Genomic DNA, 21,196 nt, shown 5'->3' on the forward strand with positions numbered 1-21,196 from the left:
TCACATCTCGTCAGTAATGTAACACCTGTTAGTGAGACTTTCGGTGTCCGCATGGACGCCATCCGATCGACATGAGGTGGTTGCGCAGATGACGGTCAGTTATCTTTCGCCGGTAGGGATGTTGGGCGGCGGATTCACGCCTGATTTCTTCGAGACGGCCATGGCCGAGAGGGATCTGGACTTCGTTGCCGTGGACTCGGGATCCACCGACGGCGGTGCCAATAACCTGGGCGAGGACCGGTTCTTTTTTTCCCGCGCCGCCGTGAAACGGGACCTGACGCTGCTGATTCGGGAAACCCGGAAGAAGGACATTCCGCTGCTGGTGGGCTCGTGCGGCGGCAGCGGGGGCAACTGGAACCTGAACTGGATGTGGGGGATTGTCCAAGAGATCGCCGCCGAGGAGCAGCTGAGCTTCAAGGTGGCACTTATCCCGGCCGAACCGGATCGCGATCTGCTGGTCCGCAAGTACCGCGAGGGCAAGATCATCCCGCTGGACCCCGCCCCGGAGATCGATGAGGAGACACTGCGCCGGACCCACCGCATCGTGGCCATGATGGGTCCGGAACCGATCCAGCGCGCCGTGGGCGAGGGGGCCGACGTCGTCCTCGCCGGCCGGGCCAGCGATGCCGGCCTGATGGCCGCCGTCCCGCTCATGAAGGGGGTTGACCCCGGCCTGGCCTGGCACGCTGCGAAAATCATGGAGTGCGGAGGCGCAGCCGTCACCCAGATGATCAAGCCCGAAGGCATGCTCTGCCGGTTCGACGAGGATTCCTTTGTGTTGGAACCGGTCAGCCCGGAGCAAACGTGCACTCCGCTGAGTATCGCTTCTCATGCGCTGTATGAAACCTCCAATCCCGTCGCCATGCGGGAGCCCGGCGGCACGATGCAGCTGGACGATGTCACCTATGAGGCAGCCAGTGAAAGGTCTGTCCGGGTCTCCGGCAGCCGATTCGTACCTGCGCCCTACACCGTTAAGCTCGAAGGGGCCGCCCTGCAGGGCTACCGATCCGCGGTCCTGGGCGGGGTCACCGATCCGATGATTCTGCGGGACTTTGACAACTGGTTCGAGCAGGCCAAGAAGGGCGCGGACTACACCGTCCGTCGGGCTCTGGGGGACGAATTGGTGGACCAGTGCACGGTCAGCTTCCGCATCTACGGGCAGAACGCTGTTCTGGGCGAGCGTGAGACGCGCGATTCCGGCCCGCCGCATGAGCTGGGCATCTTCATGGACGCGGTGGCACCCACTCAGGAGCTGGCGGCCAGCGTGATCGCCACCATCAGCCACACCATCCTGCACTTCGCTGTGCCGGCCTGGCAGGGGCTGGTCTCCAATCTGGCCTTCCCGATTGCCCCGCACGAAATCGACCTCGGCCCGGCCTACTCCTTTGTGCTCAATCACGCGATGGAGCTTGACGACCCGCATGAGGCCTACACCATCGAATACAAGGAGCTTTAGCCATGCCGACTCTGGGATCCCTGGCGCAGCTGATCCGCAGTAAGAACGCCGGCCCGTGGAATCTGACCGTGGACGTGATGTTCCCGGACATCGAGACCTACCGCCACGTGGTGGACAGCGACGTGATCAATCAGGAGTCAATGGGGAAGGTGTTCGGTGTGACCGCCGGAGAGGTGGAGATCTTCCACTACAGCCCCGCCAACGCCATCAAAGTCAGTTTCCCCCGCGAGTACCCGAATGGGCACCCGCAGGACCGCGACATCTTTGGCGGTCAGCAGTTCGCCCCGCTCGTGGATCTGGAGGTCCCCGCGCTGCCGACAGCGTCCGCCACGGCGTAGCACGACCGAAACAGCACCACAAAGACCCGCAACACCCGACATGACCGACGCAGCACTCTATTTCGTTTGAAAGGCAGACATGCTCAGAACAATGCGCCGTGCCACGATCGCCGCGGCCGCCCTCGGAGCCGTATTTCTCACCGCTGCCTGTGGCGGCGGGGGCCAGACCGCGACCAGCGCGGATACCGGCGCGGCAGCCGACGGCGGGCTCACCGCCGTCACCGTCAGCATCCCGCCGTCGTCCTTCGCCGCGCCGATGTATCTGGGCGTTTCCGAGGGGATCTTTGAGGACGCAGGCTTCGAGGTAACGCTGAAGCCGGGCACCTCGATGGCGGAGATGATGCCGCTGCTGATGAATGGCCAGACCCAATACATCTTTGCCGACCTGCACAACACGATCTTGGCGCAGACCGAGGGCATGCCGATCGTCGTCGGCGCGCCGGTGGCAGTCAACGCGCAGGAGGAGCCGGAGAAGGGCTTCGCCAACCTGATGGTGGCCGAGGATTCCTCGATCAAGGAGCTCAAGGACCTGGAGGGCAAGAAGATCGGAACTAATTCGATCGACGGCCAGGCGCAGCTGGACAACACCACCTATCTCCAGTCCAAGGGAGTGGACACCTCCGGGATCGAGTGGATCGCCGTGCCTACCCAGCAGGCCGTCGCCGGTTTGAAGCAGGGTCAGTACGACGCGATCACTATCGCCGAGCCAGGCGGCACGTTGGCGATGGCCGAGGGCGGGGTTCGGATGATCGGCTCCGCCGATGCTGCTATGCCGGGGGCGCCGATGTTCGTGCTAGCAGCGCAGCAGTCCTACATCGGGGGCAACACTGAGCAGGCCGAGCGCTTCCAAGCGGCTGTGGTCAAGGCCAACACCCTGGCCAATACCGACCGGGAGAAGGTCAACGCGTCGCTGGCCACGTTCATGAAGATCCCGCCCGAGCTGCTGGCCCAGACCGTGCTGCCGAACTTCGCCGAGGCCGCGTTCAAGCCCGCCGACTCCCAGCAGGTGGTGGACCGGCTCAAGGACAACGGGATTCTCGCCGACGATGTCACCCCGGATCTCGACGCGTTGTACCCGGTGAAGTAGATCCGATCCGGAATGGTCCGAAAAGGGAGGGGAAGGCCGTGATGGAACTGAGCCGCCCGGCACCGGCGAAACAGCGGGTGACGGCGAGCCCCGCTGGCGTGCACAGGACGCGGCTGCGGGACGGGGCGCGGGGGCGCTTTTCCCAGCTGCTCGTGGTCGCCGCAGCGGTGCTGCTGTGGCACGTCTTCTCGATGAGCGAGATGGCGGACAAGGCCAATATGCCGGCACCGCTGGAGACCGCGTTGCGGTTCCTGCAGTTGCTGCCGGCCGCCGAGTTCTGGACGACCATCGTGTCCACCCTGCTCAGTTGGTTCTCCGCGCTGCTGTTGAGCCTGATCATCGGGGTGCCGCTGGGGATGGTACTGGGCCGGAACCGCGTCGCCGGGCAAAGCTCCAAATTCGTCATTGACTTCCTGCGGACCATCCCGTCGCTGGCCATCATCCCGCTGGCCCTGCTGCTGCTGGGTCCGAACTACGCGATGGTGGTGATGGTTGCGGCCTTCACCGCAGTGTGGCCGGTGCTGATCCAGTCCATCTATGCCGCCGAGAACGCGGACCCGTCGCTGGGCGTGGTCGGCCGGTCCTACCGGCTGACCCGCAGGGATCGGATCCGGTACATCCTGGCGCCGCAGTTCCTGGCCTTCTTTTGGCCGGGCCTGCGGATGGCGGTCACTGCCTCGCTGCTGGTGGCAGTTGGCGCCGAGCTGATAGGCGGGGCACCAGGCATTGGGTCAGCGATCCAGAACTCGCTGCTGTTCAACGAACAAGTGACCATGTTCGCCTACGTGCTGGCCGCGGCGGGCATAGGCCTCGCGGTCAACGCGGCCCTGATGCTGCTGCAGCGCAAGCTGCTGTGGTGGCATGCTTCGATGCGGAAGGCGAAGTAGCCATGAGCGAAACTAACGCTACATCGACGACGACGGCGGCGCGCACCACAGCGGGGCGCACGACGCCGGAGCGCGCGAAGGCGGTGCTGACGTCGGTGCTGCTGCAGGCTTGGCTCCCGTTGCTCCTGCTGGTGCTGATCTACTTCCTCAGCGCACAGAGCACGTCGTTCTACTTCCCCTCCGGTGAGGCGGTTCTGAGCAAGACATGGCAGATCTGGTTCCCCAACGGACTGGTCAGCGAGCTGGTGCCCAGCCTGATCCGGGTCATGATCGGGTTCGGCCTGGCTCTGGTGCTGGGCATCGGGCTGGGAGTGATTCTGGGGTTGTCCCGGTCCGGTGAACTCGCGGTGAGACCGCTGACCGAAACGCTGCGCGCGATCCCCGGCGTGGCCCTGCTGCCGGTGGCAATGATGTTCTTCGGCACCGGCGAGAGCATGAAACTGGTCATGATCGTTTTTATATCGATGTGGCCGATCGTCCTGACCACGATCGACGGCGTCCGCTCCGTGGACCCCGCCCTGAAAAACGTGATGGACGCGTTCAAGCTGCGCCCGCAGGAGCGATTCCGGTACGTCTACCTGCCGGCCGCCATGCCGCAGATCTTCTCCGGCGCGCGCATTTCGCTCGCGATCGCCGTCGCGGTGATGGTGGCAGTCGAGATGTACGGGACGCCGGGCGGGATCGGGTACTTCATCCGCAATGCCCAGCAGACGTTTAGGATCACGGACATGTGGACCGGTCTGGTGATCCTCGGCATTTTCGGTTACCTGCTGAACATCGCCTTCCGCATCATTGAGAACCGCGTGCTGGGCTGGCACCAGCGCATGGTCAAGCACCTCCAAGGAGCAGCATGAGCACCCATAACGGCGCACCGAACGATACTGTGCCTAAAGGCCACGGCGCCCAGGAGGCCCCGGGGACAGCAGCGAATCGGGTTGCGCACGCCGACACTCAGGAGCATCGCGGCGCGGCGCACACCGCTGAGCGCATCTTGGCGGTGGAAGGATTCTCCTTCGCTTACGGGGACAAGCCGATCCTGAAGGACATCGACTTCTCCGTCGGCGCCGGCGAGTTCGTCTGCATTGTCGGCCCGTCCGGCGCAGGGAAGTCCACCCTGCTGCAGTGCCTGGCCGGGCTGCGCCAGCCCACTCAGGGCCGAATCCTGTTCAAGGGCCAGACCGTGACGGAGCCGCCGGCCGAACTCGCCGTCGTCTTCCAGGACTACTCCCGTTCGCTGATGCCATGGCTGAGCGCCCAGGAGAACATCGCGCTGCCGCTCAAGAGTGCCGGTGTGCCCAAGAGCGAACGCGACCGGCGGGCGCTGGACGCGCTCGCCGAGGTCGGGTTGGAGGGCTCGGCCGGACTGTACCCGTGGGAGCTCTCCGGCGGAATGCAGCAGCGGGTAGCAATCGCCCGCGCGCTGGCGTATCAGCCATCGGTGGTGATCATGGACGAACCGTTCGCCTCGGTGGACGCCCAGACCCGAGCAGATTTGGAGGACCTGACGCTACGGGTGAAGCAGCATCTGGGCATCACCGTCGTGCTGGTCACCCACGACATCGACGAGGCCGTGTATCTCTCCGACCGGGTGCTAGCGCTGTCCGGCAAACCCGCGGTGCTGGCCGCCGTCGTCGACGTCCCACTCGGCTCGGACCGGGACCAGGTAGCCACCAAAGAGCGCCCAGAGTTTGCCGAGTTGCGCTCGCAGCTGTACCGGCTGATACGGCGTCCCGCGGCAGCCACAACGCACCAACACGACGGCGAGCACGGCGACGGACACCCGGGCTAGCAGCGCGAAGGCGAGAAATAAACTGACGGTGCAGCAGTCCGTCGTCATCTGCAGTGGTAATTCAGCTATGCATTAACAACGAGGAGTCACCATGGAAGTAACGCCCACCCTCATCGGCGGCAAGTTTGTCGAGGCACGCAGCGGCGAGACCATAGATTCGTTCAGCCCGGCCACCGGTGAACTGTTGGGCCGGATCCCGCGGCTGGGCAAGGAAGACGTCGACTTAGCCGTGGAGGAATCGGCGAAGGCGGCCATGCCCTGGCGGCGAACCAGGGTCCAGGAGCGGGTGGCGATGGTGCATCAGCTGGCCGACCGGCTTGAAGAGCGCGGTGAAGAGCTGGCCGCATTGGATGCCCAGGACAACGGCACGCCGATCTGGGTGATGCGACGGATTGTAACGATGGCCGCCAGCTACATGCGGTACCAGTCAAACCTTGCCACAGAGGTGCATGGTGAGACCGTCCCGGACGAGTTCGACCATCTGAATATTTCGGTGCATGAGCCCTACGGCGTCACCGCCCGGATCGTCCCGTTCAACCACCCGTTGATGAACGCGACCGTCAAAATCGTGCCGGCGCTGGTCACCGGAAACACCGTGCTGCTCAAGCCGTCCGAGCACACCTCGCTCTCGGCGCTGGAGCTGGCAAAGGATTTCAATGAGATCTTCCCGTCCGGCGTCGTCAGCGTGATTACCGGCTACGCCAACGAGGCCGGCAATGCGATCATCGACCACCCGGAGGTTCGCCGCATCGCGTTCATCGGCGGGGCTGCTGGCGGCCGGGCCATCCAGGAGCGGGCCGCCCGGGCGGGGGTTAAGAACGTCACCCTGGAACTGGGCGGCAAGAATCCCTTGGTGGTGTTCCCTGACGCCGATCTGAATGCGGCCGCGGAGGCGGCGGTAACTGGAATGAACTTCGGCTGGCAGGGTGAGTCCTGCGCCTCAACCTCCCGGCTGATGGTGCACGAGGCGGTGCACGACGAGTTTGTGGCCCGTGTGGCGGCGAAGATCGACGCGCTCCGGCCCGGAAATCCCCTCGATGAAACTGTCGACACCGGTGCCATCGCCAGCCGACCGCAGTTTGAGAAAGTGCTCCAGTACATCGAACTCGGCAAGCAGGAAGGACGTCTGGTGGCCGGCGGCGGACGCGCCACGGTGGAGTCCATGGAGGACGGCCTGTTTGTGAAGCCCACCATGTTCGACGGGATCGCCCCAGGTGCCCGGATCGCACAGGAAGAGATCTTTGGCCCGGTGCTGGTGGCGATTAAATTCAAGGATTACGACGACGCCGTCAGCATCGCAAATGGGATCGAGTACGGTCTGACCGCCAGCGTCTTTAGCCAGGACTTCACCACCGCGCACCGATTCGCCCGCGACGTGGAGGCCGGATACGTCTGGGTTAATACAGTGTCGCGACTGCTGCCGGGCACGCCGTATGGCGGCATCAAGAACAGCGGAGTGGGCCGCGAAGGCCACTTGGACGAGCTGTACTCCTTCACCAACACGAAGAACATCACCTTCAAGTTCTGACCAACCAGTTCTGATCAACAGGAGAAACCATGGAATACCGCGAATTCGGTCGCACCGGGTGGAAGGTGTCCACGCTCATGATGGGCACCATGCAGTTCGGCGGCGACTGGGGCGACCAGGAGGACGCCGATTCGGTGGCCACCCTACAAGCCGCGCTCGACGCCGGGATTAATTTCTTTGACACCGCGGACCTTTACGGGTTCGGACACGCCGAGGAGATGGTGGGCAAGGCCGTGGCTGGCCGGCGAGACGAGGTCTACATCGCCACGAAGTTCGGCTACCAGTGGGAGAAATACGGCGAGGCCGCCGGGGCACAGCCGCGAATCTACTCCGGCCAATTCGTGCGCGACGCGCTGGAAGCCAGCTTGCGCCGGCTCGGCACGGACTACGTCGACCTCTATCAGGCCCACAACTGCCCGCCGGAGGTGCTCTCTTCGGCCGAGTGGTGGGAGGAAATGGACACCTTGGTTCAAGAGGGCAAGGTCCGCGCTGTCGGCGTCACCGTTGGCCCCGGCGACTTCGGCACCCCTGACGCTATCGCCGCAGCCAAGCACCCGCAGGCGGGATCAGTAATGGCCGCTTACCACCTCTTGTCTCAGAACCCGGCGCGCGTCGCGTTCCCGTACTGCCGGCGCCAAGGCGTAGGCGTGATCGCACGCGGTCCGCTGGCCATGGGCCTGCTCACTGGCGCTTACGACGAAAACACCGTCTTCGCCGAGAACGACACCCGGCGCTGGTGGGACCGGGACGACTACCTGCGCCGCCTCGACCAGGCCCGTCAGTTCGAGTTCCTCGTCGACGGCGAGGTCAAGACCCGCGCCGAGGCCGCGCTGCGGTTCGCCTTGTCCAATGAGGATATCTCAACCGTCCTGGTCGGCATGCAAACCCCGGAGCAGGTCGCGGAGAACGTGCGCGTCGCCGAAATGGGCCACTACGACGTCGATACCCTCCAACGCATTGCCGAACTGTATGACAGCTGGGATGAGCACGAGTCCAGGCTGCCGACGCAGATCAAGAAATAGCCAGTTCATTCTCAGGAGGGAGCCTGATCACAGTCGAAGGCTCCCTCCCGGCCGTTCCGGGGGCGCCGGAGGTCTTGCCACGTAGAATTTGGCCTAAGTATTGTCCTCCGGAATGGCTGTATCTCCGGATAGACGTAAAACTGGAACGGCAACGTTCCCGGAGTGGCCCCGCAGAATTCCCGAAAGGTCAGACATGCCAAACGAGTCGGCCGCGGTCATCGAGCAATCGATCGCAGAAGCCCTCCCGCCGATATTCCAAAGCGTCATGAAGCTTACCCGGCTCGGCGGACAGCTGAGCCGTCCCTTCTTCCAGACCTATGCGCATGATTATTCGCTGACGCTGAACGAGTGGAGGGTGATCGTCTTGCTGCACGCCAGGCCCGGAATCGCCGGCCAAGACGTCAGCCAGTACACGGGTATTCACCCGATGAACGTCAGTCGCGCCGTCAACGCTTTGCGCGAGGCCGGTCGACTGACCTCTGAACCCGACGCCGAAAACCACCGCAGGCAGATGTTGACGCTGACGGAGGCGGGCACCGAGCTTTTCGAGGCGCTCTACCCGAGCGCGGAACAGCAGGCCGAGCGCCTCTTCTCTGTGCTATCAACCGAGGAGCAGGCCGTGTTCGGTGAGTTCCTGGACCGACTGTTGGCCAAGTCCGAGGCAATTTTGGCCGAGGACGAGTCCGGCTCCGGCCAGCCGGTGGTCCCCTCAGAACAGTAAAGCCGAGCGCCGCCTCGAACATATCGATTGAGGCGGCGCGCGACCTCGCCGTAAGCCACTTCCAGCCGGCGGTGAACTTAGTTACGGGCGCGTTCCCGCCGTACCGCGGCCGTCGCCGCCAGATCCAGCTGTAGGCCCTCAGGGTCCCACTCGGGGTCGCCGGTAATCACCACCGCGTACTTCTCCAAAGCTGCATCGATGGAGGTGTAGCCGTCGCGGACATCGCGAAGCACCCGCTCCGGCTCGCGCTGCAGCGGGTCGCCCCAGCCTCCGCCGCCGTTGGTGAGATAGCGGAATACGGCGCCGGCCGCCGTCGGCCATGATTTGCTGGCTCCGAAGTAGGCGTACTCGCCGTCAAGATCCACCTCACCGGTTTCCGGGTTGAAGACGCCGGCGACCTTGGTCGCGGCGGCTAGATCACCACGTCGGGCTGCCTCCTCCCAGAGCCAGACTCCGCCCGAGGCGCCGGCTGTGCCGCCGTGGGCGCCAAACCCGGTGACCTCGCGGACGCGGTCCGGAGTGATGTTGTGCTGCGCCGGGGCCAGCCACTGGGTGTCTTTGAGAACTGCTGCGCCGCCACGGTGGTACCCGGATCCGGCCGAGTCACGCTGGTATTCGCGGCTCAACACAGCTACCGGAGCGTCCACCTCGCTGATCTCCACTGACAGGTCAAGCCCGTTGGCCTGGAAGAACAACTGGTAGCTGTCGGCGTCGCCGGTTTTGGTGGCGCCCCAAGGGCCGCGCTCGCCACCGCCTACACCGCTGGAAACCCAGAGGTTGCCGTCGGGGGTCAGGCCAGTGGCTGTATGGATGTTCGGGGAGCCGTAGTCACCGCCCATGGCGCTCTCGCCCAGCACCTGGCTGAAGGCCTTCATGATGCAGGAGATGATGACGTTTGTGGCGTCCCCGTACATGAAGACGACGCCATTCGGCGGGAGGGCGTTGGCGATGCTGCCGTCAGGAATGATGATGTCCACGTTGCGGTAGAGGCCGGAGGTGAACGCCTTCGCCGGGTCCATCAGGTACTTCAGTGCCACCCCGACGGCGGTCTTGGTGTCCAGATACGTGCTGTTAACCGACGTCCGGGTCTGCCGGGCGCTGCCGCCCAGGTCAACTTCCAGCCGGTCGCCTTGTTTGCGCAGCGTGACCTTGATCGGGTATTGCTCGGAGGCGTCCAGGCCATCGGCATCGATCAACCCCTCGCTGACCCATTCGCCGTCGGGAAGCTCCGCCAGCGCCTCCGCCATCCGCTCGGCGTCGGCGTCGACCATGTACCGGGTGGTGCCCTGTAGCGCCGGGACCCCGTAGTGGGCGACGGTCTTGAGCATCAGCTCGTGGCCCAGGTCCAGGCAGGAGACGATGGTCTTGATATCGTCCCCGATGGTGCTGCCGAAACGGGCATTGTCCATGATCAGCGACCAGGTCTGCACGTCGAGCACGCCTTCGCGGACCAGCGTGCGCGGGGAGATCACCAGTCCGTTTTCATAGATGCTGGTCTTGGTGGCGGAGAAGCCGCCCGGGACGGATCCGCCGATGTCCAGCTGGTGTGCCTTGATCGTGACGAAGTTGATCACTTCGCCGTCGAAAAAGATGGGCCTGATGAACAGCACGTCGTTGACATGAGTGCCCGTGCGGTAGGGGTCGTTGGCGATGATGACGTCTCCGGGCTTGAGATTCTCATGGCCGTATTCTTCGATTGTGTTCTTCACGGACTCGGTCATGGTTCCGGTGAAGCAGGCCAGCCCCTTGCCGACGACGGGGGTCGGGTAGTTCAGGCTCCGCGGTCCGGTGACCGTGGCGCCGAAGTCATACAGGTCGCGCAGCATCGGCGAGAAGGCGCACTGCAGCAGCTGCGTGCAGACGTGGTCCAGCAGGTACTCGAGCCGGTTGCTGAGCACCGTGGCGGTGTAGCGGTCGCAATCGTAGCGGGCGGCGAAGGCGGCGTCGTCGAGATCGCGCAGCCGCTCGATGGTTTGGGTCGGTGCAGAGGCGGTGTTCATGAAAGCTCCTGGTCAGACGCGGAGGTGAGGCGGAGTTCGCCATAGCGGCCGGCGGTGGCCTGCTGGCCCCGCAGCACCACAGTGGTGCACAGTTCTTCCTCGATGATGGCTGGGCCGAGCACGGACTGGCCCGGTCGAAGCGAGCCCCGGTCGTACACCGGGGCGTTGACGGTGTGGCCGCGGAAGTAGGAGATCGCCCGGTGCCCGGCCGGCTCGGGCCCGCCGTCGTCGTCGAACGCGTCGGAGGCGGTGTATTCGAACCGCTCCGCCTCCACCACCAGCTGGACGCGGAAGGTCACTGCCTGGACCGGGATGGCCGGGAAGTTCAGGCTGTTGCGCCGCTTGTACTCCTGGTGGAAGGACTCGATTAGTCGCGGCAGGCTTTCCGCGGTGATCGGCCCGGCCGGGACCTCCACGAACGGGGTCTCCCAGGACTGGCCGAAGAGCCGGCCATCGAAGCTGCGCTTGATGAAGACCCTGTTCGGATCGGCGCCGGTGCGTTCGATCAAATCCTGCTCCATGGATTCGAAAATCTGTTGGATCTCGGCCGCGTTGCCCGGGGTCAGCGCCACGTACTTGGTGCGGCTGTCGGAGAACACGGTGTCCGTGCTGAGCAGACCCAGCGCGGAGAACAGGCCTGGGTTCGGCGGGATGACGATGCTCTTCAGCTGCAGGATGTCCAGCAGGGCCGGCAGCAGCATCGGTCCGGCCGAGCCGTAGGCCACCAGCGAGAATTCGCGCGGATCGGTGCCCTTGCGGATTGCGGCGTTGGTGACTTCCTCGGCGATGTTGTGCACCGCGATGCGGTACGCGTAGCTGACCCGCTGCTCGAAGGACAGCGGTGTGTCCAGGTCCTCAAAGGCCTTCCGGGCTGCGGCGAGGTCCAGCTGGATCTGGCCCTCGGCGAAATCTTTCGGGTTTAGGAACCCCATCAGCGCGCACGCGTCGGTCACGGTCGGCAGGGTGCCGCCGCGCCCGTAGCACGCCGGCCCCGGGTTTGCCCCGGCGCTCTCCGGACCGACTTGGATGTCGCCGGTGGAAGAGATGGAGATGATGCTGCCGCCGCCTGCCCCCACGCTGGAGATGTCAGTGGACAGAGCGCTGATCACCATATCGAATTCGACCTCGAACGAGTCATTGGTGAACGTCTCTCCGGCCTCGATGAGCGCGACGTCGGTGGAGGTGCCGCCGACGTCGGCGCAAATCAGGTTCGGTTCCTGAAGGGCCTTGCCCAGCTGCACGCACGATGCCGCCCCGGCGGCGGGGCCGGCGAACAGGATCCGGTACGGGTGCCGCAGGGCCTCCTGCCACGGCACCAGCGAAGCGGTGCAGTCGGCGAAGTTTAGCTTCCCGGTAAAGCCCTGCTCCTGCAGCCCGCTGCTGATGTCGTGGGCGTAATCCTCGTACATCAGCTTCATCATGATGTCGATGACGGTGGTGGACGCGCGGGTGTACTCGCGGGAGCGCGGGGAAGTCTCGGAGGAGATCGAGATCGGGATTTCGCCGAGGACCTCCCGGGCCAGGTCGCGCAGCTGCTGTTCGTGCGCGGGATTCACGTAGGAGTTGATCAGGCAGATGGCGACGGCTTCCACCTCGCAGCGCTTAAGCACCTCCAGATGGCGGCGGGCGTCGTGAAGATCGAGCGGCTGGTGGACCGAACCATCTGCGAGCATCCGTTCGGCGACGCCGCGGCGCAGATAGCGCGGGACCAGTGGCCGGCCCTTAGCGTCGCCGAAGGAGCGCCGCCAGTGCGGGTTCAGCTGGCCCTCGAAAGGTCGCCACCCGCGGCCGGCGTCGAGCATGTCCCGGTGGCCCTGGGTGGTGAGGAACCCGATCTTGGGCAGCGAACGGGTCAGGATCGCGTTCAGCCCCTTGGTGCTGGCATGGTTGAACACGGCGGAGTCGGCCACGCCAAGCCGGCGGGCGCCCTCGAGCACCGCGGACTGCGGGTCCTGCGGATTGCTAGGCACCTTGGTGACGTGCACTTTGCCGTCTTTGACCGCGACGACGTCCGTGAACGTGCCGCCGACATCAACACCGAACATCAGATGGTTTCCTTTCCGAAGCGGATGGCCGGGACAAGCCCTAGTGGCTTGTACGAGCCGAAGAGCGGGGCCGGGGTCCGCGCGATGGACCGCAGGCAGGTTTGGCACTTGGCCACGTTCCACCAGCCGCCTTCGCTCAGCACCCGGTACTGGCGTACCTCGCTGCCGGGACACTGTGCGCAGTCGTGCTTCGTCTCGACCTTCTCGGTTTCAAGCAGGTGCTGCGCCGGTCGCGGATGGACGGGAAGGCCGTCGGCCAGCGGTTCGGGGAAAGCAACGTTGTCCCACGGGGCGTTGAATGCGGTCACGCTGGACTCCTAGGCGTTCACGGTGGCTCTGAGTAACAAGTGTTACTAACCCTAGGGGAGTGATCCTCATCACGCAACGAGTAATTTTTAGGACTTGGGGTCGGCTCAGATTGGTAAAGAAAGTTAGTGACAAGCGTGGTCCCGGTCACCTAATGTAACAACTGTTAGTAAGAAATCAGTGGTCGGGCCGCACCGGCTGAACCGTCCCCTGACAGAGCATCGGCGGGGAAAGGGGAGAGGCCTCAGCCCTTTTGCTGAAGAGCGCGGGGGATGTGGGACACACTGGCCGATTCTTCCGCTGGGCTGCGGACGGACGAGCAGCCAGCGGCAACTGCCTCAGTCCGTGAACAGAAAGAACCGATATGGCACCTCGCAAGCACATGGCATTGACCGTCTTCATGATCACCGGCGGCTACCACTACGACAGCTGGCGTCGGAAGGGCAGCCGGGCGGAAGAACTCGGCTACCTCGACCTCGTCGTCGATATGGCACAGAAGGCCGAGGCGGCCAAGCTGGATGGGATCTTTTTCGGCGACACCGTGACCGCCGGAAAGTACCCGGGCATGGACCCCACGGTCGCCGGCCATTATGAGCCGCTGACCACGCTGTCGGCACTGGCCGCCGTGACGAAGCGGATCGGCTTGATCGGCACTGCTTCCACGACCTTCAACGCCCCCTACAACGTGGCCCGCCAGTTCTCCGGCCTGGACTCGCTCTCCGGTGGGCGAGCCGGATGGAACATCGTCACCTCGTCCATGGGCAACGAGAACTACGGCATGGCCGAGATGCCCTCGCCGGAGCAGCGCTACCAGATGGCCACGGAGTTCGTGGACGTGGTCACCAAACTCTGGGACTCCTGGGCGGATGACGCAGTCAGCGTAGACCGCGAGCGCGGCTGGTGGGGCGATCCCGAGCGAATCCGGGCCATCAACCATGAAGGCGAGCACTACTCGGTCGCCGGCCCGATCAATATGCGCCGCTCCCCCCAAGGCCGCCCGGTGATGGTCCAAGCCGGATCCTCTGTGGACGGCATGCGGCTCGGGGCGGCGGTAGGCGACGCGATCTACACGGCGCAGCCGGACCAGAGCAAGGCGCAGCAGTTTTACGCCGAGTTCAAAGACAAGGTCAAGGACAACGGCAGGGACCCGGAGCAGGTCAAGATCCTGCCCGGCATCGTGCCGATCATCGGCAGGACAGAGAAGGAGGGCCAGGAACTGGCCGCGGAGCTCGGATCGCTGGTGAACATGGACACCGGGCGGCGCACGATGGAGCAGCGGCTGGACACGAGCCTCGACGACATCGATCTGGACGAGCCCATCCCCGCAGAGCGGTTCAACCTGGAGTCCTCGCGGGCCAGTCGCCAGCGAACCGAAATCTTCCGGCGGCTCAGCGTCGAGCAGGGCTACAGCCTGCGGCAGTTGATTGTGGAGAACGCTCGCGGGCACGGTCACGGCTGGATCGTGGGCTCGGCGTCGCAAGCTGCCGACCGGATGGTGGAATGGTTTGAATCCCGAGCCTGCGACGGCTTCTCGTTGAACTCGCCGTACATCCCCGGCGGCCTGGACGACATCTGCGACCTGCTCATCCCCGAACTCCAGGAGCGCGGCTACTTCCGGGAGGAGTACGAGGGCACCACGCTGCGCGAACACCTCGGCCTCGACCGCCCGGGCGCCTGGGACACGGCCGCGTCGCTGGCCTCGCACGCCTGACCGGGGTGGGGCCGCCGCACCTGATCGGGGCGGCGGCTCCGCACCTAAACCGGGCGGTGCGGACGCATCTCGTGCGTGGAGTGACGACCGACACCCGGACTTCGCTGGCGGTCAAAGCGACTTCCCTCCATGACAAGCCCGCCGGCCAGCCCCTCGGATAGCTTGAGGAATCACTTGAGCCAAGCAAATCCCGTACCGACATGCCGGGCTCTTCGCAGCCCTTTAACCCGTTCAATCCAAGGAGATTTTCGTGAAAGCAACACTCCGTTCCACCGCTATGGCCGCGTTGTGCGTCGGCACCCTGGCGCTGACCGCATGTGGCGGAAATGCCTCGGCCGGGCCCGAAGGCGGCGACAGCGTCAAGATCATGGTCTTCGGCTCCATGAGCCAGGCCCCGTTCGTGTTGCCGCAGATCGAAACCGGGGCCCAGGCCGCCGTTGAACACGTCAACAAGGCCGGCGGCATCAACGGCACCAAGATCGAACTGATCAGCTGCGACGACCAGATGAATGCCAACGCTGCCACCGCCTGCGGCCGGCAGGCAGTGGACGAAGGAGTCGCTGCCGTCGTCGGCACCTTCAGCCTGTTCTCCGACAATGTGCTGGAGCAGATCACTACGGAGGGGATCCCGCTGATCCAGTCCGAGGCGATGAACCAGGGAGAGCTGAGCCAGGAGAATTCCTTCCCCGTGCTCGCCGCCGTCGCACCGAACTTTGCCGCGCTGCTCGGCCTTAAGGAACGTGGCTGCACCGACTTCGTGGTCGCGGCGCCGCAGAGTGCCACCAGCGAGTATGCGTTCGGCCTGGTCGAACCCGTCGCCAAAACGGTCGGCGTCGAAGCAAAGGCCGTCCTCTACCCGGCCAACACGACCGACTTCACCTCGGTCGCGGCCCAGTTGGTGGATAAGTCCGATTGCGTCCTCCTCGGCGGCGGCTCGGCCGAATCTGTGGCGACGCTCACCGCACTGAAGCAGACCGGGACCAAGACCACCAACGTGGCGCTGAGCACGATCGCGTTCCCGAACTCCACGATTGACGAACTCGGCGACACCGCCGACGGCACGCTGGTCTACTCGCCGCTCTTCTTCGAATCCACCGGTAAGGCAGCGGTCAGCACGGCCGTCGAGGAGATCCAGGCCATCAAGTCAGACACCGTGATCGACGAAATGACTATGAACGCGTACTCCTCGGTGATCACTTTCGCCGAGGCCGCCAAGACCATCGACGGCGACATCACGGGGCAGGCAGTTACCGACGCGTTGAATTCGGACCTGACCATCGACAACGGCTTCACTGCACCGTTCAACTTCTCCACCGACACCGAACAGATCCCGAACAACCCGCGCGTGGTCGGCACCAAGTTCATCGAATACGAGGTCAAGGGCGGCGACTGGCAGCCCACCGGTAAGGAATTCGATCTCGCCGGGAATCTCGACTGACCATGATTGACGTCATCCGTTTCGCGATCATCGGTGCGGCGTCGGGAGCGCTGATCGCCCTGCTGGGACTGGGGGTCAACGTGGTCTACCGGACCACGCGGGTCGTCAACTTCTCCCACGCGGCGATCGCCATCACCGCGGCGTACTTCTACAAGGACTTCATCGGGCACGCCCCCTGGCCGCTGGCGCTGCTCATGGCCATCGGCGTGGGCATGGCCGTGGGCCTGCTGATGGAAGTGTGCGTGGTCCGCCCGCTGCGGAACGCCAGCTTCTTGACGAAGACGATCTCCACCATCGGCGTGCTGCTGGTGCTGCAGGCCGTGCTGATGATCCGATACGGGTATAACGCCGTCGTCGTCCCCTCATGGCTGCCCACCGACGTGCTGATGCTGGGCACCATCCCGGTGGGACTGGACCGGATCCTTGCCTTCGGCATAGCGCTGGTGCTCACCGGCGCTATGTACTGGTTCTATTCCAAAAGCCGCTTCGGGATAGCGACGACGGCTGCCTCCAACAGCGAACGCTCGCTCGCCGCGCTGGGCACGATCTCGCCGAGGACGGTTAGCCTGGTCAACTGGCTGATCGCCGGCGGGATTGCAGCATTCGCCGGGGTAATGCTGGCGCCGATGACCTCGCTCACGCCCGTGCTTGCGCTGAGCCTGATCGTGCCGATCCTCTCGGCCGCGCTGCTGGGGAACTTCTCCTCGTTCTGGCTCACGTTCCTCGGCGGCGTCGCGATCGGCGTCATCCAGGCGGAGCTGGGCGTGTTCACCAGCCTGCCCGGGTTGCAGGAAACGGTGCCGTTCCTGATTATCGTGGTGCTGCTGGCTGCGCGCGGCCGTGGGCTGCCGCAGCGCGGCGAAGACGCGGAGCGGCTGCCGGTCATCGGCACCGGACGGATTCCGGTCCTGCCGGTGGTGATCTTGGGCGTGGTGCTGCTGTTCCTGCTGCAGTGGGGGCTGCCCGTGCGCTGGGTCCAAGCGGTCGCCGTCGGGCTCATCGCGGCGATCATCCTGCTCTCCTTGGTGGTGGTCACCGGCTACGCCGGACAGCTATCGCTGGCGTCCTACGCGTTGGCCGGAGTCGCGGCGCTGGTCGCTGCCCACCTGGTGGCCAACGCAGGCTGGCCGTTCCTGGCCGCCGGGCTGGCCGGGGTGGTGGCGACCGTGCCGGTCGGCTTCCTCTTCGGGCTTCCGGCGGTGCGCACCAGAGGCACAAACTTGGCCATCGTGACGCTGGGCTTGGCCGTGTCCTTCCAAGCGCTGATCCTGAACAACCCGGCAATCAGCAACGGCATCGACGGGCTCAAAGTCGGCCAGCCCGAGCTGTTCGGGCTGAACATCAGCAATGTGTTCGAACCGCGCCGGTACGCGATCATGGTCCTGATCGTATTTGTCGCGCTGGCAATCATGGTGCTGAACCTGCGCCGCTCGGGCGCCGGACGGCGGATGATCGCCGTCCGCGGCAACGAGCGCGCCGCCGCCTCACTGGGCATCAGCGTGCCGCGGACCAAGCTCTACGCCTTCATCGTCTCGGCGCTGATTGCCGGCGTTGGCGGTGTGCTGCTGGCCTTCACCAACAGCGTCGTGACGCTGGCCAACCCGGGTGGACAGTTCGACGCCACCTACTCGCTCAACGCCATCGCGCAGAGCGCCGTGGGCGGCCTGGGGTTCGTCTCCGGCACCATCATCGGCACCGTCACTGTGCCCGGCGCCGTCGTCGACACCCTGCTGAGGTCCATCACCAGCGGCGCCTGGTTCAACCTGATCGGCGGGCTGCTGCTGCTGATCACTGTGATTGCGGCCCCGTCCGGCGTCGCGGCGCAGATTCGCGTACCGCTGGCCAGGCTGGTGCGGGTGCTGAAGCTGGTCAAGGATCCGAAGCCCTACCTGTTTGCCGCCGACGAGCGGGCGGTGCAGCCGGTGCAGACGGGCCGGCTCGAGGTGCGCGACCTGAGCATCTCCTTCAGCGGAAACACGGTGCTCGACCGTGTAAACCTGGATGTAGTCGGCGGCACCGTGCTCGGCGTGATCGGTCCCAACGGCGCCGGGAAGACCACGCTGGTGGACGCGATCACGGGGTTCAACCAGCCCAGTGGTTCCATCGCCCTGGACGGCCGGGACCTCACCCGGTTGGGCCCGGGGGCGCGGTCCTTGGCCGGGCTGGGCCGTTCGTTCCAGTCGCTGGAGCTGTTCGAGGACCTCAGCGTGTTCGACAATCTGGTGGTGGCGGCCGATGCCGGCGCTCCCTGGCACAGCTCGCTGTTCGCCGGGGTGAAGCCCGGCCGGGCCGAGTTGACCGACGCGGCCAGCGCCGCTGCCCGAACGCTGGGGCTGCACGACCGGATCAACGCGATGCCGGCTGACCTGTCCTACGGTGAGCGGCGGCTGCTGGCCATCGCCCGCTCGCTGGCCAGCCGGCCCAAGATCCTCCTGCTGGACGAGCCGGCCGCTGGGCTGGGCGCCGCGGAGCGCCGCGAACTGGGCCGGCTGATCCGCGACATCGCGGAGAAATGGAACATCGGCGTGCTGATTATCGAGCACGACGTCGAGCTGGTGCTGGGTGTCTCTGACAGCGTGCTGGCGCTGGACTTCGGCCGCACCATCGCCCACGGCAGCCCAGAGGAGATCCGGCATGACGCCGACGTCGTAGCCGCCTATCTGGGCACCGGCGACACCGACGATTCGCAGAACGGCGACGTCCGGGACAACAGGGAAGAGGTGCGGGCATGATGCGCGCAGGCGAACCGCTGATCGAGGCTGTCGGTCTGTCCGCCGGCTACCACGGCAACCCCATCATTAACGACATCGATCTGGCCGTGCATGCCGGCGAGATGCTCGGGCTCTTCGGCGCCAATGGGGCAGGAAAGACGACCACGCTGCTCACCTTGGCCGGCGAGATCCCCCCGCTGGGCGGCTCGGTGTCGCTGCTGGGCGGCCCGCATCCGAAGTCGCTGTTCAAGGCGGCCCGGCAAGGGCTGGCCCTGCTGACTGACGACCGCGCGGTGTTCCCCGCGCTGACCGCTCGCGACAACCTCCGACTGGGGCAGGGCACGGTCGGGGACGCCATCAAGATTTTCCCCGAACTGGAGGAGCATCTGGACCGGGTCACCGGCTTGCTCTCAGGTGGTCAGCAGCAGATGCTCTCGCTGGGACGCATCCTGGCCGCGAAGCCGAAGGTGATCCTGGCCGATGAGCTGTCCTTGGGCCTGGCGCCGCTGGTGGTCAAGCGCCTGTTGGTGGCGCTGCGGGCGGCGGCCGACGACGGCGCCGCGGTGCTGTTGGTGGAGCAGCACGTCCCGCTGGCCCTCGCCCACGCGGACCGGGCGTCTGTGCTGGTCCGTGGCCGCATCGCGCTTGAGGCCCCCGCCGCGGAACTGCGCGAGAACCCGGAGCGCGTCAGCGACCTATACCTCAGCGGACCATCCGCCGAAGCCGAAGCAGGAGTAGCCTCATGACCCTTAGTTTGGGCGAAATCTCCGCTCGGCTGGAGATCCAGGACCTGTACGCCCGCTACGTGCATGCGGTCGACGACCGGGACTTCGAACCGCTGGAGCGGATCTTCCTGCCGGAGACGGTGTTCGATTGGACCGCTTCCGGCGGCGAGCGCACGCACTGGCAGGCGGCCAAGCACGGCGAATTTCTCACCGGGAAGCTGTTCCAGTACGTGTTCCACGTGTGCACCAACTTGCGCATTGATTTCGACGACGACGGCGAGGCCGCGACGGTGAAATCCAAGACCATCCACCCCACCGGGCTCACCACCCCCGACGGCGACGCGATGCTGTTCCAAGTCCACGGCTGCTACACCGACCGGCTCGCCAGAACCGCCGACGGGTGGCGGATCACCGAGCGGATCTGGCAGGACTTCTGGGCCGCCGGCAGTTTCCGCGAGTACGCCGGAATCCCGGGCATGCTGGCAGCAGCCTCCAAGGCCTCAGCGGGCCCCGCCGCGGCGGGGCGGTCGAGTGGGATGACCGCGGAGCCGCCGTCGTACTCCTGAAGGCTGCCGCCCGCGTCGGCACCGCTGAAATCACCTCAGAAGCACCTGAGAAGCACCTGGGAAACACGGAGGGAAGGAAACGATTCAATGGCAGAGATCGAAGAGCTCGAGAGCCGCGGCCGGTTGCGCGGCAAGGTCGCGCTGGTGACCGGCAGCACCTCCGGCATCGGAGCGGCGATCGCCCGGCTGTTCGCCCGGGAGGGCGCGCAGGTCGTGGTGACCGGGCGGAATCTGGAGCGCGGCAAGTCCGTCGTCGACCGGATTCAGGCCGCCGGCGGAGACGCGGTGTTCGTGCCCGCCGACGTCACAGTGGACGACGACGTCGTGTCGCTGGTCGATCAGGCGGTCGCGGCTTACGGGCGGATCGACATCCTGGTCAACACCGCCGGGACGATGATCGCCGAGCCGCTGGAGGCGACGACACTGGAGGACTTCGACGCCTTCGTCGACCTCGACGCCCGCTCCTACTTCCACGCCATGAAACTCGTGATCCCGCGGATGGAGGCGCAGCGCGGCGGCGCGGTGCTGAACGTGACCTCGCTGGCGGCGATCAGCCCGATGCCGGTGCACTCGGTGTACGGCTTTGCCAAGGCCGGGGTCACGCAGATGACCCGGTGCATCGCGCAGGAGTACGCCCCGCGAGGCGTGCGGGTCAACTCGCTGCTCTCCGGGCTGGTGCGCACGCCGATGGTCGCCGACGACCCGAACTACGGCGCGGTGGAGGCCGGGGTCCCGATGGGCCGCGGCTCGGAACCGCTGGAGCAGGCCTACGCGGCCCTGTTCCTGGTCTCCGACGAGGCCTCCTACGTGACCGGGTCGTCGCTGGTCGTGGCCGGCGGGCTCTGACCCGCACCATCAAATGAACC

The 21,196-nt window shown here is 65.4% G+C and carries 18 protein-coding genes; 15 read left to right on the forward strand and 3 right to left on the reverse strand.

The features are described from left to right. Nucleotides 1-88: 88 nt before the first annotated feature. The 9 genes from AC5RW2_RS30110 (at nt 89) to AC5RW2_RS30150 (ending at nt 8,828) form a co-directional block, all read left to right on the forward strand. Nucleotides 89-1,456 carry an acyclic terpene utilization AtuA family protein gene (locus AC5RW2_RS30110; RefSeq protein WP_493963749.1) on the forward strand — a complete coding sequence of 456 codons (1,368 nt, stop codon included), beginning with the start codon at nt 89-91 and terminating at the stop codon, nt 1,454-1,456. Nucleotides 1,457-1,458: 2 nt separating this feature from the next. After that, complete coding sequence (locus tag AC5RW2_RS30115; RefSeq protein ID WP_493963750.1) at nt 1,459-1,794, forward strand: DUF4387 domain-containing protein; 336 nt, start codon at nt 1,459-1,461, stop codon at nt 1,792-1,794. A gap of 79 nt (nt 1,795-1,873) precedes the next feature. Continuing rightward, nucleotides 1,874-2,881, forward strand: a complete 1,008-nt coding sequence (locus AC5RW2_RS30120; protein WP_494074817.1) for an ABC transporter substrate-binding protein — start codon at nt 1,874-1,876, stop codon at nt 2,879-2,881. A 41-nt stretch (nt 2,882-2,922) separates the two neighbouring features. Beyond that, complete coding sequence (locus AC5RW2_RS30125) at nt 2,923-3,768, forward strand: ABC transporter permease (RefSeq protein WP_493963815.1); 846 nt, start codon at nt 2,923-2,925, stop codon at nt 3,766-3,768. A 2-nt stretch (nt 3,769-3,770) separates the two neighbouring features. Continuing rightward, nucleotides 3,771-4,622 carry an ABC transporter permease gene (locus AC5RW2_RS30130; protein ID WP_493963752.1) on the forward strand — a complete coding sequence of 284 codons (852 nt, stop codon included), beginning with the start codon at nt 3,771-3,773 and terminating at the stop codon, nt 4,620-4,622. Continuing rightward, nucleotides 4,619-5,557, forward strand: coding sequence for an ABC transporter ATP-binding protein (locus tag AC5RW2_RS30135; RefSeq protein WP_493963753.1), 939 nt, complete (start codon nt 4,619-4,621; stop codon nt 5,555-5,557). Before AC5RW2_RS30130 ends, AC5RW2_RS30135 begins: the two co-directional genes overlap by 4 nt. Before the next feature lie 91 nt (nt 5,558-5,648). Then, nucleotides 5,649-7,085 (forward strand): aldehyde dehydrogenase family protein, encoded by a 1,437-nt coding sequence (locus AC5RW2_RS30140; protein ID WP_493963754.1) that lies wholly within the window; start codon nt 5,649-5,651, stop codon nt 7,083-7,085. Between the two features lie 29 nt (nt 7,086-7,114). Beyond that, complete coding sequence (locus AC5RW2_RS30145) at nt 7,115-8,107, forward strand: aldo/keto reductase (protein ID WP_493963755.1); 993 nt, start codon at nt 7,115-7,117, stop codon at nt 8,105-8,107. Nucleotides 8,108-8,300: 193 nt separating this feature from the next. After that, nucleotides 8,301-8,828 carry a MarR family winged helix-turn-helix transcriptional regulator gene (locus tag AC5RW2_RS30150; protein WP_493963756.1) on the forward strand — a complete coding sequence of 176 codons (528 nt, stop codon included), beginning with the start codon at nt 8,301-8,303 and terminating at the stop codon, nt 8,826-8,828. A 77-nt stretch (nt 8,829-8,905) separates the two neighbouring features. On the opposite strand, the gene AC5RW2_RS30155 is transcribed toward AC5RW2_RS30150, so the two are convergent. Genes AC5RW2_RS30155 through AC5RW2_RS30165 form a run of 3 tightly spaced genes read right to left on the reverse strand, consistent with a single transcriptional unit; the run spans nt 8,906 to nt 13,181 of the window. Beyond that, nucleotides 8,906-10,828 carry a hydantoinase B/oxoprolinase family protein gene (locus AC5RW2_RS30155; RefSeq protein ID WP_493963757.1) on the reverse strand — a complete coding sequence of 641 codons (1,923 nt, stop codon included), beginning with the start codon at nt 10,826-10,828 and terminating at the stop codon, nt 8,906-8,908. After that, nucleotides 10,825-12,873 (reverse strand): hydantoinase/oxoprolinase family protein, encoded by a 2,049-nt coding sequence (locus tag AC5RW2_RS30160; protein ID WP_493963758.1) that lies wholly within the window; start codon nt 12,871-12,873, stop codon nt 10,825-10,827. Before AC5RW2_RS30160 ends, AC5RW2_RS30155 begins: the two co-directional genes overlap by 4 nt. Continuing rightward, entirely contained in the window at nt 12,873-13,181 is a 309-nt protein-coding gene (locus AC5RW2_RS30165) for a hypothetical protein (RefSeq protein WP_493963759.1), read from the reverse strand. Before AC5RW2_RS30165 ends, AC5RW2_RS30160 begins: the two co-directional genes overlap by 1 nt. 362 nt (nt 13,182-13,543) lie before the next feature. Here AC5RW2_RS30165 and AC5RW2_RS30170 point away from each other — a divergent pair, with 362 nt between their 5' ends. The 6 genes from AC5RW2_RS30170 (at nt 13,544) to AC5RW2_RS30195 (ending at nt 21,176) form a co-directional block, all read left to right on the forward strand. Next, on the forward strand, nt 13,544-14,890 hold the full coding sequence (locus AC5RW2_RS30170; RefSeq protein ID WP_493963760.1) for an LLM class flavin-dependent oxidoreductase: 1,347 nt from the start codon (nt 13,544-13,546) through the stop codon (nt 14,888-14,890). 250 nt (nt 14,891-15,140) lie between these two features. Then, entirely contained in the window at nt 15,141-16,328 is a 1,188-nt protein-coding gene (locus tag AC5RW2_RS30175) for an ABC transporter substrate-binding protein (RefSeq protein ID WP_493963761.1), read from the forward strand. Between the two features lie 2 nt (nt 16,329-16,330). Continuing rightward, nucleotides 16,331-19,060: an ABC transporter permease subunit gene (locus AC5RW2_RS30180; RefSeq protein ID WP_493963762.1), complete on the forward strand. Its 2,730-nt coding sequence runs from the start codon at nt 16,331-16,333 to the stop codon at nt 19,058-19,060. Beyond that, a complete protein-coding gene (locus AC5RW2_RS30185) occupies nt 19,057-19,785 on the forward strand; it encodes an ABC transporter ATP-binding protein (protein ID WP_493963763.1) in 729 nt (242 codons plus the stop codon). The genes AC5RW2_RS30180 and AC5RW2_RS30185 overlap by 4 nt, the downstream gene beginning before the upstream one ends. Beyond that, nucleotides 19,782-20,330: a nuclear transport factor 2 family protein gene (locus AC5RW2_RS30190; protein ID WP_493963764.1), complete on the forward strand. Its 549-nt coding sequence runs from the start codon at nt 19,782-19,784 to the stop codon at nt 20,328-20,330. The genes AC5RW2_RS30185 and AC5RW2_RS30190 overlap by 4 nt, the downstream gene beginning before the upstream one ends. Before the next feature lie 87 nt (nt 20,331-20,417). Continuing rightward, complete coding sequence (locus AC5RW2_RS30195) at nt 20,418-21,176, forward strand: SDR family NAD(P)-dependent oxidoreductase (protein ID WP_493963765.1); 759 nt, start codon at nt 20,418-20,420, stop codon at nt 21,174-21,176. The last annotated feature ends 20 nt before the right edge of the window (nt 21,177-21,196 follow it).

It is taken from the genome of Arthrobacter sp. B0316-1-20, assembly GCF_059091865.1.

Excerpts from the sequence above, each read along its gene's own strand:
- AC5RW2_RS30110 (WP_493963749.1), top strand. The coding sequence starts at position 89 with ATGACGGTCAGTTATCTTTCGCCGGTAGGGATGTTGGGCGGCGGATTC.
- AC5RW2_RS30115 (WP_493963750.1), top strand. The coding sequence starts at position 1,459 with ATGCCGACTCTGGGATCCCTGGCGCAGCTGATCCGCAGTAAGAACGCC.
- AC5RW2_RS30120 (WP_494074817.1), top strand. The coding sequence starts at position 1,874 with ATGCTCAGAACAATGCGCCGTGCCACGATCGCCGCGGCCGCCCTCGGA.
- AC5RW2_RS30125 (WP_493963815.1), top strand. The coding sequence starts at position 2,923 with ATGGAACTGAGCCGCCCGGCACCGGCGAAACAGCGGGTGACGGCGAGC.
- AC5RW2_RS30130 (WP_493963752.1), top strand. The coding sequence starts at position 3,771 with ATGAGCGAAACTAACGCTACATCGACGACGACGGCGGCGCGCACCACA.
- AC5RW2_RS30135 (WP_493963753.1), top strand. The coding sequence starts at position 4,619 with ATGAGCACCCATAACGGCGCACCGAACGATACTGTGCCTAAAGGCCAC.
- AC5RW2_RS30140 (WP_493963754.1), top strand. The coding sequence starts at position 5,649 with ATGGAAGTAACGCCCACCCTCATCGGCGGCAAGTTTGTCGAGGCACGC.
- AC5RW2_RS30145 (WP_493963755.1), top strand. The coding sequence starts at position 7,115 with ATGGAATACCGCGAATTCGGTCGCACCGGGTGGAAGGTGTCCACGCTC.
- AC5RW2_RS30150 (WP_493963756.1), top strand. The coding sequence starts at position 8,301 with ATGCCAAACGAGTCGGCCGCGGTCATCGAGCAATCGATCGCAGAAGCC.
- AC5RW2_RS30155 (WP_493963757.1), bottom strand. The coding sequence starts at position 10,828 with ATGAACACCGCCTCTGCACCGACCCAAACCATCGAGCGGCTGCGCGAT.
- AC5RW2_RS30160 (WP_493963758.1), bottom strand. The coding sequence starts at position 12,873 with ATGTTCGGTGTTGATGTCGGCGGCACGTTCACGGACGTCGTCGCGGTC.
- AC5RW2_RS30170 (WP_493963760.1), top strand. The coding sequence starts at position 13,544 with ATGGCACCTCGCAAGCACATGGCATTGACCGTCTTCATGATCACCGGC.
- AC5RW2_RS30180 (WP_493963762.1), top strand. The coding sequence starts at position 16,331 with ATGATTGACGTCATCCGTTTCGCGATCATCGGTGCGGCGTCGGGAGCG.
- AC5RW2_RS30185 (WP_493963763.1), top strand. The coding sequence starts at position 19,057 with ATGATGCGCGCAGGCGAACCGCTGATCGAGGCTGTCGGTCTGTCCGCC.
- AC5RW2_RS30190 (WP_493963764.1), top strand. The coding sequence starts at position 19,782 with ATGACCCTTAGTTTGGGCGAAATCTCCGCTCGGCTGGAGATCCAGGAC.
- AC5RW2_RS30195 (WP_493963765.1), top strand. The coding sequence starts at position 20,418 with ATGGCAGAGATCGAAGAGCTCGAGAGCCGCGGCCGGTTGCGCGGCAAG.